Annotated in this window: 17 protein-coding genes; 8 read left to right on the top strand and 9 right to left on the bottom strand. The window is 25.1% G+C overall.

Features of this window, described 5'->3' with window-relative positions; all coding sequences use genetic code 11:
- Positions 1-24 precede the first annotated feature (24 nt).
- On the bottom strand, positions 25-279 hold the full coding sequence (locus tag NY022_RS03150) for a hypothetical protein (RefSeq protein ID WP_267523517.1): 255 nt from the start codon (positions 277-279) through the stop codon (positions 25-27).
- 156 nt (positions 280-435) lie between these two features.
- Between NY022_RS03150 and NY022_RS03145 the strand changes: the two genes are divergently transcribed.
- A complete protein-coding gene (locus tag NY022_RS03145) occupies positions 436-954 on the top strand; it encodes a flavodoxin (protein WP_267523516.1) in 519 nt (172 codons plus the stop codon).
- A complete protein-coding gene (locus NY022_RS03140) occupies positions 947-1786 on the top strand; it encodes an SDR family oxidoreductase (RefSeq protein ID WP_267523515.1) in 840 nt (279 codons plus the stop codon). Before NY022_RS03145 ends, NY022_RS03140 begins: the two co-directional genes overlap by 8 nt.
- A 28-nt stretch (positions 1787-1814) precedes the next feature.
- On the opposite strand, the gene ftsZ is transcribed toward NY022_RS03140, so the two are convergent.
- The 4 genes from ftsZ to NY022_RS03120 form a co-directional block, all read right to left on the bottom strand.
- Positions 1815-2969, bottom strand: coding sequence for a cell division protein FtsZ (ftsZ, locus tag NY022_RS03135; protein ID WP_267523514.1), 1155 nt, complete (start codon positions 2967-2969; stop codon positions 1815-1817).
- 2 nt (positions 2970-2971) lie between these two features.
- Positions 2972-4435: a cell division protein FtsA gene (gene ftsA / locus NY022_RS03130; protein ID WP_267523513.1), complete on the bottom strand. Its 1464-nt coding sequence runs from the start codon at positions 4433-4435 to the stop codon at positions 2972-2974.
- Positions 4432-5895, bottom strand: coding sequence for a peptidylprolyl isomerase (locus NY022_RS03125; RefSeq protein WP_267523512.1), 1464 nt, complete (start codon positions 5893-5895; stop codon positions 4432-4434). Before NY022_RS03125 ends, ftsA begins: the two co-directional genes overlap by 4 nt.
- A 77-nt stretch (positions 5896-5972) precedes the next feature.
- Positions 5973-6470, bottom strand: coding sequence for a class II aldolase/adducin family protein (locus NY022_RS03120; protein WP_267523511.1), 498 nt, complete (start codon positions 6468-6470; stop codon positions 5973-5975).
- Between the two features lie 69 nt (positions 6471-6539).
- Here NY022_RS03120 and rsmH point away from each other — a divergent pair, with 69 nt between their 5' ends.
- Genes rsmH through NY022_RS03105 form a run of 3 tightly spaced genes read left to right on the top strand, consistent with a single transcriptional unit; the run spans position 6540 to position 9684 of the window.
- On the top strand, positions 6540-7448 hold the full coding sequence (rsmH, locus tag NY022_RS03115; protein ID WP_267523510.1) for a 16S rRNA (cytosine(1402)-N(4))-methyltransferase RsmH: 909 nt from the start codon (positions 6540-6542) through the stop codon (positions 7446-7448).
- Positions 7438-7734, top strand: coding sequence for a hypothetical protein (locus tag NY022_RS03110; protein WP_267523509.1), 297 nt, complete (start codon positions 7438-7440; stop codon positions 7732-7734). Before rsmH ends, NY022_RS03110 begins: the two co-directional genes overlap by 11 nt.
- The gene (locus NY022_RS03105; RefSeq protein WP_267523508.1) at positions 7735-9684 is read left to right on the top strand and encodes an FUSC family protein; all 1950 of its coding nucleotides are present in this window, start codon (positions 7735-7737) and stop codon (positions 9682-9684) included.
- On the opposite strand, the gene NY022_RS03100 is transcribed toward NY022_RS03105, so the two are convergent.
- From NY022_RS03100 to NY022_RS03085, 4 genes are all read right to left on the bottom strand, one after another.
- Complete coding sequence (locus NY022_RS03100) at positions 9674-10948, bottom strand: MFS transporter (protein WP_267523507.1); 1275 nt, start codon at positions 10946-10948, stop codon at positions 9674-9676. The genes NY022_RS03105 and NY022_RS03100 overlap by 11 nt on opposite strands.
- Positions 10941-11981, bottom strand: a complete 1041-nt coding sequence (locus tag NY022_RS03095) for an NAD(P)-dependent alcohol dehydrogenase (RefSeq protein ID WP_267523506.1) — start codon at positions 11979-11981, stop codon at positions 10941-10943. The genes NY022_RS03100 and NY022_RS03095 overlap by 8 nt, the downstream gene beginning before the upstream one ends.
- 63 nt (positions 11982-12044) lie before the next feature.
- Complete coding sequence (locus NY022_RS03090; protein WP_267523505.1) at positions 12045-12785, bottom strand: hypothetical protein; 741 nt, start codon at positions 12783-12785, stop codon at positions 12045-12047.
- Positions 12786-12825: 40 nt separating this feature from the next.
- On the bottom strand, positions 12826-13251 hold the full coding sequence (locus NY022_RS03085; RefSeq protein WP_267523504.1) for a rhomboid family intramembrane serine protease: 426 nt from the start codon (positions 13249-13251) through the stop codon (positions 12826-12828).
- A 132-nt stretch (positions 13252-13383) separates the two neighbouring features.
- Between NY022_RS03085 and NY022_RS03080 the strand changes: the two genes are divergently transcribed.
- Genes NY022_RS03080 through NY022_RS03070 form a run of 3 tightly spaced genes read left to right on the top strand, consistent with a single transcriptional unit; the run spans position 13384 to position 16209 of the window.
- A complete protein-coding gene (locus NY022_RS03080; RefSeq protein ID WP_267523503.1) occupies positions 13384-14121 on the top strand; it encodes a (Fe-S)-binding protein in 738 nt (245 codons plus the stop codon).
- A complete protein-coding gene (locus tag NY022_RS03075) occupies positions 14118-15548 on the top strand; it encodes a LutB/LldF family L-lactate oxidation iron-sulfur protein (protein WP_267523502.1) in 1431 nt (476 codons plus the stop codon). Before NY022_RS03080 ends, NY022_RS03075 begins: the two co-directional genes overlap by 4 nt.
- Positions 15541-16209 (top strand): LutC/YkgG family protein, encoded by a 669-nt coding sequence (locus tag NY022_RS03070; RefSeq protein ID WP_267523501.1) that lies wholly within the window; start codon positions 15541-15543, stop codon positions 16207-16209. The genes NY022_RS03075 and NY022_RS03070 overlap by 8 nt, the downstream gene beginning before the upstream one ends.
- The last annotated feature ends 4 nt before the right edge of the window (positions 16210-16213 follow it).

Here is a 16213-nt window from a genome sequence, read left to right as displayed (position 1 = left end):
TTTATTTTTTATTTTCATCTTGTATTATTTAATAATTTTTCCCATTAATATTGTGTCATAGGTTATTTTAGCGTCATTAATATTATAATGCTTAATTAGGTAGTTTATTTTAACTTTTGAAAATATTCTATTGTAAGTTCTTAGTTTTTGGTTTTGGTCTATTATGAATTCTTTTACCAATTTCATTATACTTAGATTATAATATATATCATAAGAATTTTTAAAAATAGTACTAAAAATACGCATACAAAAATCTTTACCATCTTCTATTTTTAACAATAAATTTATGGTTTTTGTAATAGTAAGTTTTTAAAATACTTTTTTATTACTAATTTGTTTTCCTTATATTTGAATTTTATTTTCAAATTAATTTAAATAATATTTTATAATAACAAGTAATCATAAATTTAATTATAATATTTTCGGAGGTTTTTTATGTCAAAATTAATAGCGTTTTATTCTAGAGCAGGGGAAAATTATTTTAGTGGTTCTTTAATAAATATTGAAATCGGAAATACCGAAAAAGTAGCAAAAATTATTGCAAGCATTATTTGTGCTGATTTATTTAAGATTGAACAAGAAAATCCTTATTCTAACAATTATAATGTTTGCATAGATGAGGCAAAAAAAGATTTGTATTTAAATGTTAGACCTAAAATACTTAATATTCCTAGCGATATTTTAAAATATGATGAAATTTATTTAGGTTATCCTAATTATTTTGGGACTATGCCTATGGCTATTTATGCTTTTCTTGAAAAATTTGATTTTAAGGGTAAAAAGATTTATCCTTTTTGCACCCATGAAGGAAGTGGTATGTCTAATACAGAAAAAGATATTGCAAAAACAGCAAATGGTGTAAAGGTTGAAAAAGGTTTGGCTATACATGGTAGTTTTGTAGATAAATCAGAATGTATTATTAAAAATTGGTGTAAAAAGGAAATTTATGAATAAAAGTGTAATTTTATGGACTGGTGCAGGTCAAATTGGCACTGCTATTGCTAGAAGAATTGGATATGGTAAAAAAATTATTGTGGGTGATAAAAATATCAATAATGCTAATAATACGGCAAAAATTATGAAAGAGGCAGGTTTTGATATAGAACCTATGGAGGTTGATATTTCTTGTAGAAAATCTATTTTAGAATTAATATCAAAGGGTCTTAGTTATGGCGAAATTTCTATGCTTATAAATTCTGCTGGGGTTTCGCCATCACAAGCTTCAATTGAAGTTATATTAAAGGTAGATTTATATGGTACTGCAGTTTTGCTTGAAGAAGTTGGAAAGGTAATTTCAAAAAATGGTGTAGGTGTTACTATTTCTAGTCAATCAGGGCATAGAATGAAACAATTAACACCTAAAGAAGATTTAGAACTTGCGTGTTCTCCTACTGAAGATTTACTTTCATTAGAAATTTTAAAACTTGAAAATATTAAAGATACTCTTCATGCGTATCAATTGGCAAAACGCTGTAATGAAAAAAGAGTTATGATGGAAGCTAATAAATGGGGTAGTAGGGGTGCTAGAATTAATTCTATTTCTCCAGGTATAATTGTTACCCCACTTGCTATTGATGAATTTAATGGGATAAGGGGTGATTTTTATAAAGAAATGTTTGCTAAATGTCCAGCTGGTAGAGCAGGAACTGCTGATGAGGTAGCTAACGTAGCTGAGCTTTTAATGAGTGAAAAGGGTGCATATATAACAGGTGCTGATTTTCTTATAGATGGTGGTGCAACTGCTAGTTATTTTTATGGTTCTTTAAGACCTAAGGATTATCATTAAAGTTAATATAGAAGATTAAGGATAATCCTTAATCTTTACTTCTTCTTATAAAAGTCGGTTCATCATAATTAATATTTTTGTAATCAAGTTTGTTTATACCACCACTAACTCTTTGTATATGAGCTTGTTTCATTTGACTTTCTTGTATTTCTTGTGCTCTTTTATCTTCTTCTATTTTCATCTCTTCTTCTCTAGTTTCATCAAAACCAGTTGCGATAATAGTAACTTCAACAGTATCAGGGTCTAAATCCATAGATAGTTTATGCCCACAAATAACTTTGCAATCTTCTTTTTCTTGGCTATTAATAGATGTCATAGTTTCAGCAAGCTGAAGGAAAGGAGCATTAACACCATACTTAAAGAATACAATTATACCTTTAGCTTGGCTTAAATTTGTATTGCAAGTATCAAGTAATGGTGTATCTATAGCATTTTCATAAGCCTCTATAATAGCGTTTTCTCCTGTAGCTTTACCCATACCCATTAAAGCTATCCCTCTATGTGTCATTATTGTTCTAACATCTGCAAAGTCAATATTTTGATCGCCCTCTTCAAGTAATACATTAATGATACCACTTACTGCATTTACTAATACTTCATCAACGAAGGCATATACTTGTTTAGCATTTAAATTTTTAGGAGCAATAGCAATTAGTTTATCATTTTGAATTTGTATTACACAATCGCTTTCTTTTTTTAGTTCAACTAATCCTTCTAATGCAACTTTTGTTCTAACTTTTTGTTCATATTTAAAAGGAATTGTAACGACTGAAACAACCAATATTCCTAAAGATTTAGCAATTCTTGCTATTACAGGTGCTGCACCAGTACCTGTTCCACCTCCTAGACCTGCTGCAATGAATAATAATTCTGTACCTATAAGGTGTTTTTTTATTTCTTCTTCTGCTTCTTCAGCTGAAATTCTACCAACTTCTGGAATCATTCCAGCACCACGTCCGTTGGTTTTTTTTATTCCTAATTGTATTTTTATTTCAGCCTTTGATTTATTAATATCTTGTAAGTCCGTATTTGCAATTAATAAATCTATGTTGGAAGCAAAATTACAAGTATTAATTATGTGGTTAATCATATTACCACCAGCACCACCTACACCTATTACTTTTATGTTGACACCACAATTCACAATATTCTCCGTTACTTCAAAATCTATATTATTATCCATTACTAAAATCTCCTCTCTAAGGTTTCACAAATATATTCCCAAGCTTTTTGAAAAAAATTTTTTTCTTTTATTTTATTTTTTTCAATTTTTATACCCTCTATTTTTATTTCCTTTTTTACGTTTTTATTATTTTCTTCTATATCATTTAATTTAATATCAATTTCAATATTATCTTCATTATTTAAATCGGTTTTTTTGATTGTATTTTCAATAGATTGATAATTATCTATTATATCAAAATCCTTTTTCTTTTGCTTAACAAGTAAAATTCCATTTGAATTCAGTTCATATTTTGTATGAAATCCACTAGCATACATACACAAGCCAAACAAACAAGTATATTCAGGTTGTGTATAATATTCACTTTCTCCTATGAAAAATTTATTTTTATTTATAAGAGTTCTTACTGCTTTATTATTAAACTTAGGAAATGCTTTTTCTGAGATATCACCAAATTTAGCACAACCACCAGTTAAAACAACACTTGAAACATATCTTTCATATTGACTATCGCTTATGCTAGCATAAATACATTCTAGCATTTCATCAACTCTTGAGTTTACACATTTAGCTATTGTATCAACCGATACAGTGTCTTTTGTCGTTGAACCAGTTTTATAATAATCTACCGCATTGTTTTCTCCATTTTTAAATGCATAAAATTGGAGCTTAATTTTATCAGCTGCTTCATTTGTGATAGTTAAAAATTTAGCTATATCATTTGTAATATGTGCAGAACCAAATGGAAAATGATTCATCCAAATTAATGAATTATAAGAATAAATAGCAATATCACATACTTGAGCTCCACAGTCAATTATAGCTACACCATTTTCTTTTTCATCCGAATTTAAGCAGTATAAAGAATTAGCATAAATTGATGATACCAAATCATATTTATTAATATCTGCTATTGATAATATTTGTTTTATGTTTTCATAATCGTTTTTATTCATAGTTATAATATTTGCTTCTAGTCTAAAACTAGATGCTCTCATATCTAATGGGTCTTCAATATTATCAGTATTATTCGCCTTAAATTTATAAGGTAAAACATGTATAGGTATTTGCTCTTTTGGTATTCCTGCAGAGATTTTAGAATTTTCTATAGCTCTTTCAATATCTTTTCTAGTAATTGTTGCACCGTCGGTATCTAATGTTAATTCTGAAAAACCTTTTAATGAATTTGTATAAGCCCCACTAATGGAAACTACTATTTTATCAATATTCACACTTAAACTTTTTGATACAACAGTTTTGTCATTATTTACACTAATACTTTCTTTAACACCTTTTACAGCTCTTCTTATAGAATTGCTGGCATCTTCTATACTTGTTATTTTACCTGATTTAATACCGTAGGTTGGAGTTTTAAAAATACTTAATAATTTAATTCCATCGCCATCAAATTTAACTATAGCAGTTTTTATAAAACTTGAACCTAAATCAATTGCTAAAATATTCAAAGTTCACTACCTTTATAATAATTTTTAATTTTATAAATTTTTTCTAATTCTATTAATAATTCATTCAGTATAACATTTGTTTTTAAAACACTTATCTCATCATTTAATGCTATTTTGTTCTCGTTTAACTCTTTTTCATTTTCTAATTTTTGTGAAATTATTTCATAAACTATTGCTTTATCATTTAGTAAAACAAAAGATTTTTTTTCATTATTAGAAAATACATTGTTTATGAAAGTATAAAATTCAGTATCAGACAATTTAGTTATATTCTTAGAATTTTTAGAGATGAAACCTATATTTTCTCCTGATATTTTATTGTTTTCTAATTCTTTTTTAGCTAGACTTTGTAATTTTTCTTTAAATAATTCATCTTCTAAATCCTCTTTTGCCATTATTTTTGCATCTTCATATTCTAAAATACTAGACTGATTAATTTTATCTAATCTTACTATATTATATTTGTTATTTTCTATAAAAGGTTTGCTAATTTGATTTTCAGATAGATAATTTAACTTTGTTGCAAATGATGAATTTAAATTTTGTGTTATTGTACTTGTAAATTTAATTTCGTTATTTTTTAATTCTTTATATTTTATTTTAGCTACTTTTTCAGTTTTTTCTAGTCCTAAATCATTTTTAACTTGTTCAATAACATCATTAAAGTCTTTTATTTTTCCGTCTTCATCTTTGTAATTATTTTTGTTATTCTCCCAGTATTCTTTTATTTCGGAATCATTTAAATTTACTTCTGGTTCTATAGTGTATACTGAAAAAGTCTTTGTTATTTCGCTTTTATAATTGTCTTTATGTTTATTCCAGTATTCTTTAATTTCATTCTCATTAGGAATTACTTTTTCAGTAGTTATAATCTTCATATTTATTTCATCTTGCATAAATAAACTAGCTGTTATTAAATTTAGTTCTTCACTATTATTTGGTATTTTTAGTAGATTAATTAATTTTTGAATTACAATATCGTTTTTTATACTTTCTTCAAATTCACTAGCCTTAAGATTAATATTTTTTAGAAACAAATTATATTTTTCTTTATCAAAAATTTTATTATTTTCATCCTTATGAAAATATTCATTATTCATAAGAGATTGTAATACTTCTTCATCACTTGCATATAGTCCTAAGTCGTAAGCGAAATTTAATAACAGTTTATTTCTTACAAGTGTTATTAAAGCTTGTTTGTCTAAACCTAATTTTAAAGCTTGTTCTTGAGTTAATTCGCCATCGCTTAGCTGACTTTGTATAGAAAATAATTCACTGTACTTATTTTGAAATTCTTTATGTGTTATTCCTAAATTTCCTACTTTTGCTACATAATTACTTCTTGATGTATTTAGATCTACGCTACCCCAGCCAACAAAACCAGCTCCTACAAAGGCAATAACACTAATCCATATAGTAATAACTAAATATTTTTTATGACGTTGCATCCAAGTTATCATTTTTTATCCTATTATATGCTAAATTAAGCGTAAATCCTAACTTATAAATATTAATGGGCGTTAATTGTTTTAATAGATTAAGAATAAATTTTTGTTATTAAATCTAACTTGAAAATATTGGCAAATAAAGTATTAAAATCTCTATCGTATATTAATAATCCAAAATTTTTTATTAGTAGATATTTTTTATTTAAATTATTGAATTGAGATATTAGTTCATTTTTATTATCTAGTATTAAGTTAGAATTTATAATTATATTTTTGTTGTCATAATTAAGAATACCTAAATTACATGCTTTTAAGATATTTTCACTAACTATTACGGCTATAACTTTTGCTTGAGAAATACTAGAATATATGTATGAATGATATAAAGAATCTTTACTAGCATATGTATATTTATAGTTTTTATTTAATTGAAGTTTTGTAAAATAATTAATGTCATTGCTATATATTAAATTTTTATTTATGATAAAATTATCATTATCAAGTTTATAAGAAATCGAACCGTCTAGTCCATATAAAAAATTTTTTTCATACATAATTTTTGCATATCTCATTATTTCTTCATTCATATTATATCCTCGTTAAAAACTTTTGTTTATCATATCAATTTATATTAATAAATTGCTAAGGTATTGTAGTTGCAAATTCATATTCCAGTTTTAAAAGATGAAGTTTTATATTTTTTTAAGGATATTAAAGGTACTTATTTAGATGCTACTTTAGGGTATGCTGGTCATTCTAATGCTATTTTAGAAAACAATCAATTTGTAAATTTAATAGCTTGTGACCAAGATGACGAGGCTATAGAATATTCTAAGCAAAAATTATCAAAATTTACAAATAGAGTAAATATTATTAAAACTAATTATGAATTTATATTAAATAAAATAAATAAAAATGAAATTAGAGCTGTTTTAGCTGATATAGGTGTATCTAGTTTGCAATTAGATAAGGACGATAGAGGTTTTTCTTTTGATTCTTTAGAGTTAGATATGAGAATGAATAAAGATAATAATTTAGATGCTAAATATATTGTAAATAATTATTCTAAAGATAAATTAAGTGAAATTTTTATGAATTATGCAGAATTACCATATAAACTTGCTAGTGATATAGCAACAAATATTATTAATAATCGTCCAATTAATTCTTGTAAAGAGTTGAGTGCTGTTATAGGTAATTCTAAGTTAAATAATAGAAAAGTTTCATTGAAAACATTAGTTTTTCAAGCTATAAGAATAGAAGTAAATGATGAGCTGGGTGTTTTAACTAGATTTTTAGAAGAAATAGAAAAATTAAATAATTGCTTAGTTTGTTTTATAACATTTCATTCTTTAGAGGATAAAATAGTTAAAGATACTTTTAAAAGATGGTCAAAAAATTGTATTTGTGATGAAAATACTATTAGATGTGTTTGTGGTAACAATCATAGTAAAGGTGTAATAATTACGAAAAAGCCTATTACTCCTACGGTAGATGAAATTAAAAATAATTCAAGAGCAAGCTGTGCTAAACTTAGGGTGTTTTATATAAATAATGAAAGATGATAAAAGAACGAGTTATTTAGAAAAAGAAGAATTACTAAATAATTACATTGATTATTCTATATGGAATTTTAATAAAAAGATAGTTTTGAAATTTATTGTTATATCTATATGCTCAATTATTTTGATATCTCTTAGATTGCATATATATGAATCTAGTAAATTTTATATTGATTTAAGAGATAAAAGAGAAGTTTTAATAGAAGAAAATAAAGAACTTAAAAGAAAAATTGAAGCATTACAATTTAAAAATAAAATTACTAATTATTTTGAAGTTAGGTATAAATAAATGATAGGCTATAATGAAATCATATTGAAAATTAAAGCATTTTTTCATACTTATGACCCAAGTAATTTTTCATTGCTTTATGCTATAAAATCTAGTATAGGTTTATTAGTATGTACCATTATTAGTTATTTTATTTTAGATAGTAATCATTTAATTTTTAGTGTATTATCTTGCGTTTTTATTTTTTATATGAATAATTTAAATGCTATTGGCGTAAAAAAAATTTTACTTTTATCAAGTTTTATGTTTCTTAGTGCAATGTTTGCATTAATGGTTCCGTTTTTAGTCAGGCTAGATTTTTATATTTTCATCCCTTGTTTTTTATGGGTGTTTTTAGTTGTTTTTTCTAGTTCTATTGATTTAGATTATCAAAGAATCGGTATTTATATTACGATTTTACATATGGCATTATTGATTAGCTCTAGCATGGGTAATTATAATGCTAATGATGCTTTTGTTGCAATTATAATAGGTTCTAGCATTGCTATATTGTTTAGAACTTTTACTTTTTATACATATGGTGGATTTACTAGAAAAAGTTTTTTAATGTTATTAAATGATTTAATTTTTATGAGTGAAAATATCAATAATAATAAATATGATGAATGGCAGAGTTTGATATCAAATAGACTAGGTGCGCTTAAAAATTTATTTGAAACTCGTTCTGTAAATATTAAAGACTCTAGTTTGATAAAACATCAAGAAACAGCTATGTTTTATTTGTTAAAATGTGAAGAAATAATGCTTACATTATTTTCATTAAGGACATTTTTAAGAAAAAATAAAACAAATTCGCATGTAAAAAATATACAAAAAGAAATTATTTATAATTTAGAGGAATTAAAACATATTTTTAAAGATGAAAAGGTAAATTTAAGTAGATTTTATTTTGATAGATTAAAACAATTAAATACCTTACCTATACTTTGTTCTTCGCTTGAGGTTTTGTATTATAAATTTGAAATTTTTAGGTTAGGTGGTTCAAGGGAGATAAAATTAAAACCTGATAATAATAAATTTAATTTAAAAAATATTATTGATAAATTAAATTTTAAGGATAAAAATTTTCAATTTGCTATAAAGGTAGCCTTAGCTACTTCATTTTCTATGTTTTTGGCTGTTTTTTTTAAACTTGACCATGGAATTTGGATAGCTATGGGGGTCTTTACATTGTTTAAAGAAACTATAAATTCAACTACAATCAATAATAAACTTACGATATATGCAGCACTTATAGGTTTTGCATTGGGTTTATTTATTATTTTTGTTATTAATTCTTCGTTTTTAATACCTATATTATTCGTATCATATTTTGCTTGTATATATTTTAAACATTTTCCTTATTTTATAGCTACTATTTTTATAATGATGAATTTAGCTATATTTTTTGCTAGTTTAGGGCTTGATTATGAAAAGTTAATTTTTGTTAGAGTTATAGATTTTATAGTAGCGTTTTTTATAGTTTATATTTTTTCTTTTTTATGGCCTAGTAAAAGTCAGGATAATATAAAACCTATATTAAAAGGAATTATTGTAAATCAGAAAATTTTATTAGATTGTGTTTTAAAAAAAGAAAACTTTATAAATAAAGAAGAAGAAATTTTGTTTAATTTTACCATTTTAAAAGGTTATTTATTAGAAAGCAAAAATAAAAGCAATAAAATAACATATACAAAATTATTAGATTCTTTATTAGAAATTAATAATTTATGTATATCTTTAAATGATTATATGAATGTTAAATATAACAAAATAGGTCCATTAGAACAGTCAGATATTAATATATTATTAACTAGATTTAAAATGATGGAAAATGTTAGCAATGATTTGCCATATTATTTTTATGATGAAGTAAGTGATAAAATTTTAACACAAGATTCAAAAATAAGATATTTTATAGAACAAATATCAAAAAGACAAGATGTAGTGTATAAATTTATTATTGATTAAATTTAAAACTTATTAGTGTTAGAATTAATGAGATTACTGATAGTATTATTAGCAATGTTATTACATGATTAAATCCTAAAATATAGTTATTATTAAAAATTAATGATGAAATCATAACACCAAACATACCAAAGCATTGCTGAAATGTATTAAAAAATGCATTAGCATTTGTTTTATTTGTAGATATTTTTATTATATGTGAAATGATAGGACTAGCACATAATCCTTGACCTATTGAAAAAATAGTATAAGAAATTGAGAAATTTAATAAATTTTTATCAAGTAATAAAAATAAAATATTTGAAATTATAATTATTAATACTCCTATTGTAGATATTATAAAAGGATTATGTTTATCACTAATTTTTCCACTTACTGGAGCTAAAATAGCAGCAATAATACACCCAATAAGCATTGTTTTACCTGCATTATAATTATCTAAATTTAAAATATTTATTAAATAATTTGGTAAGATTAACGAAAAGCTTAAAGCCATGAATTGTATAAAAAATATTACAAATGCACCTGAAGTATAATTTATGTTTGTAATGCACATAATTAATTGGTTTTTCATTTTTATTGATATTGTTAGTAGTATTATGAATAAAATTAAATAAATTTGATTTTTTATACTTAAAATTAAACTTACAATAATTAATAATATAAAAATGTATTCTAGTATATTAAATTTAACTTTACTTTGACATTGTAGATTATCAATGCTAAATACTCCTATTATAAATGATATTATTACAAAAGGTATTAGATATATAAAAATACTATTAAAATTATGAAATTTCATCATAAATCCACCATATATTGGTCCAAGACCAGGTGCACAAGCGATTAAAAAAATGCAAAATCCCATTAAAAATCCAAATGAATTTTTAGGTGCTTTTATTATTACAATATTAAACATTAATGGTAGTGCAATTCCTGCAACTATGCCTTGAATAATTCTGGCTATAAGTAATACATAAAAATTATTAGTAGTTATACAGGCTATTAAAGATATTAAAAATAAAGTTATAATTAAATTAAATATGATTTTTGTATTAAATTTATATATTATAAATGAGCTAAGCGGCATTAACAATGTAATAGCTAATAAAAACATAGAGGTTAAAAGCGAAGCTGTATTTATATTTATATTGTGTTCTTTAATTAAAAATGGAAATGTTACATTAAGCGATGTTTCAATTAAAACACAAAGAAATGAGATTAAGCCCAACGATATTAGGCTTAATATTAGTTTTTTATTCATTAAAATCTATTACATAGCGAAAATCACTTCCACTATTTAGCAATTCATCGTAAGCTTGATTAATTTCATTTGCTTTTATTAATTTTACTTCAGGATAAATTTTATGTTTTAATGAAAAATCAAGCATCTCTTTAGTTTCTTTGATACCACCAATTAATGAGCCATATATTTTTTTATGAGCCATAGGCATTAATTGATTTACTTTAATACTAACATCTTCATTTATAGGTGGTAATCCTACTATTGCTATTTCTCCACCGTATTTTAATATTTTTAAATAATCATTAATATCATATTTTGCAGGAATTGTTATTAAAATCATATCAAATTTTTTATTTATTTTTTTGACATCATCAAAATATTCATTAGCTCCAAGTTTTAATGCTATATCCTTTTTTTTATTATTTCTTGCAATAATACTAACATTTGCACCCATAGCTTTAGCATATTTAAATCCCATAATACCAAGTCCACCAAATCCAGCAATAGCAACATTATCATTATTTTTTATATTTGAAAATTTAAGAGGAGAATATGTAGTAATTCCAGCACAAAAAAGTGGAGCTATTAAGTTAAGTGGTGCATTTTGTGGAATTTTAATAGCAAAATCTTCTCTAACTTTTATTTTATCAGAATATCCACCTTTTGTAATCTCATTATCATCATAATGATTACAGCTATTATATGTCCAAACTACTCCATTTTCACAGAATTGTTCTTTTGATTCTAAACAAGCATTGCAAGTTTTGCAAGAATTTATCATACACCCAATACCAGCGTAATCACCTATTTTAAAATCTTTTACATTTTTACCAATTTCAATTACTTCACCAACTATTTCGTGACCTGGAATAATAGGATAAACGGTTCTTCCCCATTCATTTTTAGCTTGATGTATATCACTATGGCAAATTCCAGAATAAAGAGTTTTTAGTAAAATTTCATTATCTTTTAACGCACTTCTTTTAAATTTTATAGGTTTAAATATAGCTTTTTCATCATAAGCTGCCCAGCCATTAGTTAAAATACTCATAATATATTCCTTTTAAAATTATATTTTTAAATGTTATGTAATAAAGTTAAACAGTAATTAATATTACTCGCACTCTATTTTGATATTAGCTTTTAATTTTGCAATCATATCTTTTTCTACCGTAGGAATATTGTAAATTATATCATTTTTATATCTAGCATATGGATAAGAATTGTTTTCATATGTAATATTTATAACTTTACAAATTTTGTTAGATATTTTAGAATAATGTTCTTTTAGCTCTTCACTTTTTTCATAAATTTCATCGTGTAATGATTCTTTAATATTTGTAAAATTAGTATCGCTAATTACTTCATTCACTGCTGGAATATCAAGCGTTATATATTTATTATCTTTTAATACTTCATTAAATTTATTTAGTAGTTCTTCATAATTTTTAATTTTTTCTTTACTAAAGTTGCATTCAAATCCAGATTTAAATAAAAAACCACTAGGGAATTGTATTCCATCTTTATATGCTATATTTTGTTGCAATGTATAACTACCACCTTTACAAATATCACTATTATTAGCAAGTTCTAATATTTTAGAAAATGTATTAATTATTTCATTTTTTTCTTCATTACTTAAATATTCTTTAATGCTTAATTCTTTGCTTGAATTAAAATTAGGATTAGCTAAATAATTATCGTATTTTATTGTTTTTGTAACTTCTACTTCTCTTTCTATAGTGCTTTTATTGTTTATGGCTAGTAATTCATATGCTTTAGTTACCACAATTCCTAAAACAAAAAATATCATTATTCCAAAACCTATAAAAAAACCTTTTAAAAAATTTCTCATTTTACTTCCTTTTTTTTATAAAAATAATACATTTTTTTATTTAATTTTTTAGTAAATAAGCACAAATATATCCATATATAAAACCAAATATATGAGCTTGCCATGCAATATTTTCAAAAAATATAACTGAAATTACACTAGTTATTATTGTAGCTATTAAAAAACCAGTTTGTTTAAAAATATAACTAGCAAATCCAAATAAAGTATATATAGCTCCACTTGCTCCTACTAAAATAAAGAATTGATTAAAGTAATTCATAAGATAATAATACAATAAAGCAGATATTATAGCCCCGCTTATATATACTAAAAATATTATTATTTGATTATAATACTTTAAGAACTGGCTAAGAATTAATAGCATTGACATATTCATAATAATGTGTTCTAAATCAGAATGTAAAAAAGCATAAGTGACAAAAGTATAAAATTTAGAATTACTATGTAGTGCAAAATTAACAATCATAAAATTATTGTCTACCAATTGTATTAAAAAAATTACAAAATTTAAAATAATTGTAACATAAAATATCATAATTAAACCTTTAATAATTTTTAATAAGTATAATTTAAGATATTTTATTAAAAAGGGTTAAAAATGCAAAAAAAAGTATATTTTTATGCAACCTGTCTAGGTACTGCTGCTATGCAGACTACAGTTTTAAACTCTATAAAGCTTTTAAGAAGTGCTGGAGTTGAGGTTATTTTTAAAAAAGACCAAACCTGTTGTGGTCAGCCAAGTTATAATACAGGATATTTTAAGGATACTAAAAAAATAGCTTTGTTTAATGCTGAGCTTTTTAGTGAAGATTTGCCAGTTGTAATTCCAAGTGGAAGCTGTGGTGGTATGATGAGTCATGATTATTTAGAATTATTTAAAAATGACTCAAATTATGAAAAGATTAAAAATTTTTCATCTCGTGTTATAGAACTTAGTCAATATTTAGAAAAAATAGGTTTTAGTATAGAAGATAAAGGAGAGCCTATTAAGGTTACTTGGCATACGAATTGTCATGCTTTTAGAGTGCAAAAAAGTATAGAAGCTAACAAAAATTTATTGAAAAAATTAAAAAACGTAGAATTAGTTGAGCTTAAGTATGAAGAAGAATGTTGTGGTTTTGGTGGAACTTTCAGTGTAAAAGAACCTGAAATTTCTAATGCTATGGCTATTGCAAAAGTAAATGATATTGTAAATAGTGGAGCAAAAATTATACTTTCAGCTGATGGTGGATGCTTATTGAATATTAAAGGAACGATTGACAAAATGGGTCTTGATATTAAATGTTATCATTTATATGACTTTTTAGTTTCTCGTATGGAAGGGGTGTCATTATGAAAAACCATAGCGAATTAATAAGAACAAAGTTATCAGATAAACAAATGAGAGAAAATGTAAGCAATGCTATGCATACATTACAAAATAATAGAAAAAAATTAGTTGATGCTAAATTTAATGACTGGGATGGATTAAGAGCAAAAGCTAAAAAAGCAAAAAATAATGCTTTATTTACACTAAAAGATAGAATTTTAGAATTTGAAAAGAATGCTACTAAAAATGGTATGCAAGTTCATTTTGCAAATTCTAAAGAAGATGCTTGTGAAATAATTTATCAATTAATGATAGAAAAAAATATTAAAAAAGTATTAAAACAAAAATCAATGGCCACTGAAGAGATAGGTTTAAATCATTATTTAGAAAATAAAGGTTTAAAAGCTGTTGAAACTGACTTAGGAGAACTTATTTTGCAATTGGGTGGTGAAGCACCAGTTCATATAGTTGTCCCTGCTATACATAAAAATCGTTATGAAATAGGTGAATTGTTTGCAGAAAAATTAGGTGCCAGCAAGGAAAACGAACCTGAAAAATTAAACGCCATAGCAAGAAAGCATTTAAGAAATCAGTTTGAAAGCCTAGAAATGGGTATTAGTGGTGCAAATTTTGCTATATCTAAAGCTGGAGCTATTTGGTTAATAGAAAATGAAGGAAATGGTAGGATGTGTACTACTGCACCTGATATTCATGTAAGTGTTTGTGGTATTGAAAAATTAGTTGAAACATTTAGCGATGCAGCTACAACTGATACGCTTTTAACACCTTCAGCAACTGGACAATTTATCCCAGCTTATAATAATATAATCACAGGTCCTAGAAAAGAAGGCGAGTTAGATGGGCCAAAAGAAATGCATATTATTTTATTTAATAATCATAGAACAAATATTTTAAGTCATGAAGATTATTATGAAGCACTTCGCTGTATTAGATGTGGTGCTTGTATGAATTTTTGCCCTGTATATGATAAAATCGGAGGTCATAGTTATGACGCTGTTTATCCTGGACCAATAGGAGAAGTTATATCACCGCAATTATTTGGAATGGATAAGCATGGAGATATTGTAACTTTATGTTCTTTATGCGGTAGGTGCTCAGAGGTTTGTCCTGTTTGTATCCCACTTGATAGTATGATTAGAAAATTACGCCGTGATAAAGTAGGAGAGGGTGGAGACAATGCACCGTTAGGAGCAAATGAATTAGAACATTCTAAATTAGAAAGTTATGGATTTGAAAAATTTGCAAGTCTTGCTACAAGCCCTAAAGTATGGAGAACGGCTATGGGAAATGCTAGTAAATTTAATTGGCTTTTACAAAGTTTAGGAACAAGCTTGCCTGTCTTAAAAAATTGGGCTAATTATAAAAAATTACCTAATCTTAAAGGCAATCTTTATGATGAGTTAAAAACTCTTGAAGGAGTAAAATATGAATGAGATTATTAGACAAATTAGCAAGCGTTCAAAAGAACAAATTTTAAATGCAGTTGAGTGTGGTATTAAAAAAGAATTAAATGAACCTAGTATTGATCCTAGTGTTCATATTAAACAAAGTGATAATCCATTAGAGGAAACAAAAACAAAGATGAGCGATAATAAATTTATAGTTCATGAAGTTAGTGGTTTAGATATGGTGGTTGACGAGATTAATAATATTGTTGCTAATTATGGTTATAAATCATTGATATATCCAGATGGGTTAAGCATTAATGTAGAAAATATAAATGCTACTAAGAAAATATGTTTTAATAAGCCGATTGAAGAGTTAAGGGCTGAGGTTTTTCATAGCGATTTTTCTATAATTGATGCTGCATTTGCTATTAGTTCACATGGTATTGCTTGCATAAAATCAAGTGCAAAACAACCAAGAATGTTAAGTCTAGCACCAACATTATGTATAGTTTTATTAGATAAAACTAAAATAGAAAAATCTCTTACAACTGGTCTTGAAAGAATAAAAAAAGAATGCGATGAAAATGGTGAATTATTACCTACAAATATAGTTTATTTGGCAGGTCCTAGTAGAACAGCTGATATTGAATTAATCACAGTTTTTGGCGTTCACGGTAGTCAAAAAGTTCATATAATTTTTTATTGATTTT

Origin of the sequence: Campylobacter sp. MG1 (genome assembly GCF_026616895.1) — a bacterium.
In the GTDB taxonomy this organism is placed as follows: Bacteria; Campylobacterota; Campylobacteria; order Campylobacterales; family Campylobacteraceae; genus Campylobacter_E.
Note: the sequence above shows the minus strand (reverse complement) of the source record. Positions and strands in the feature narration are given on the sequence as shown.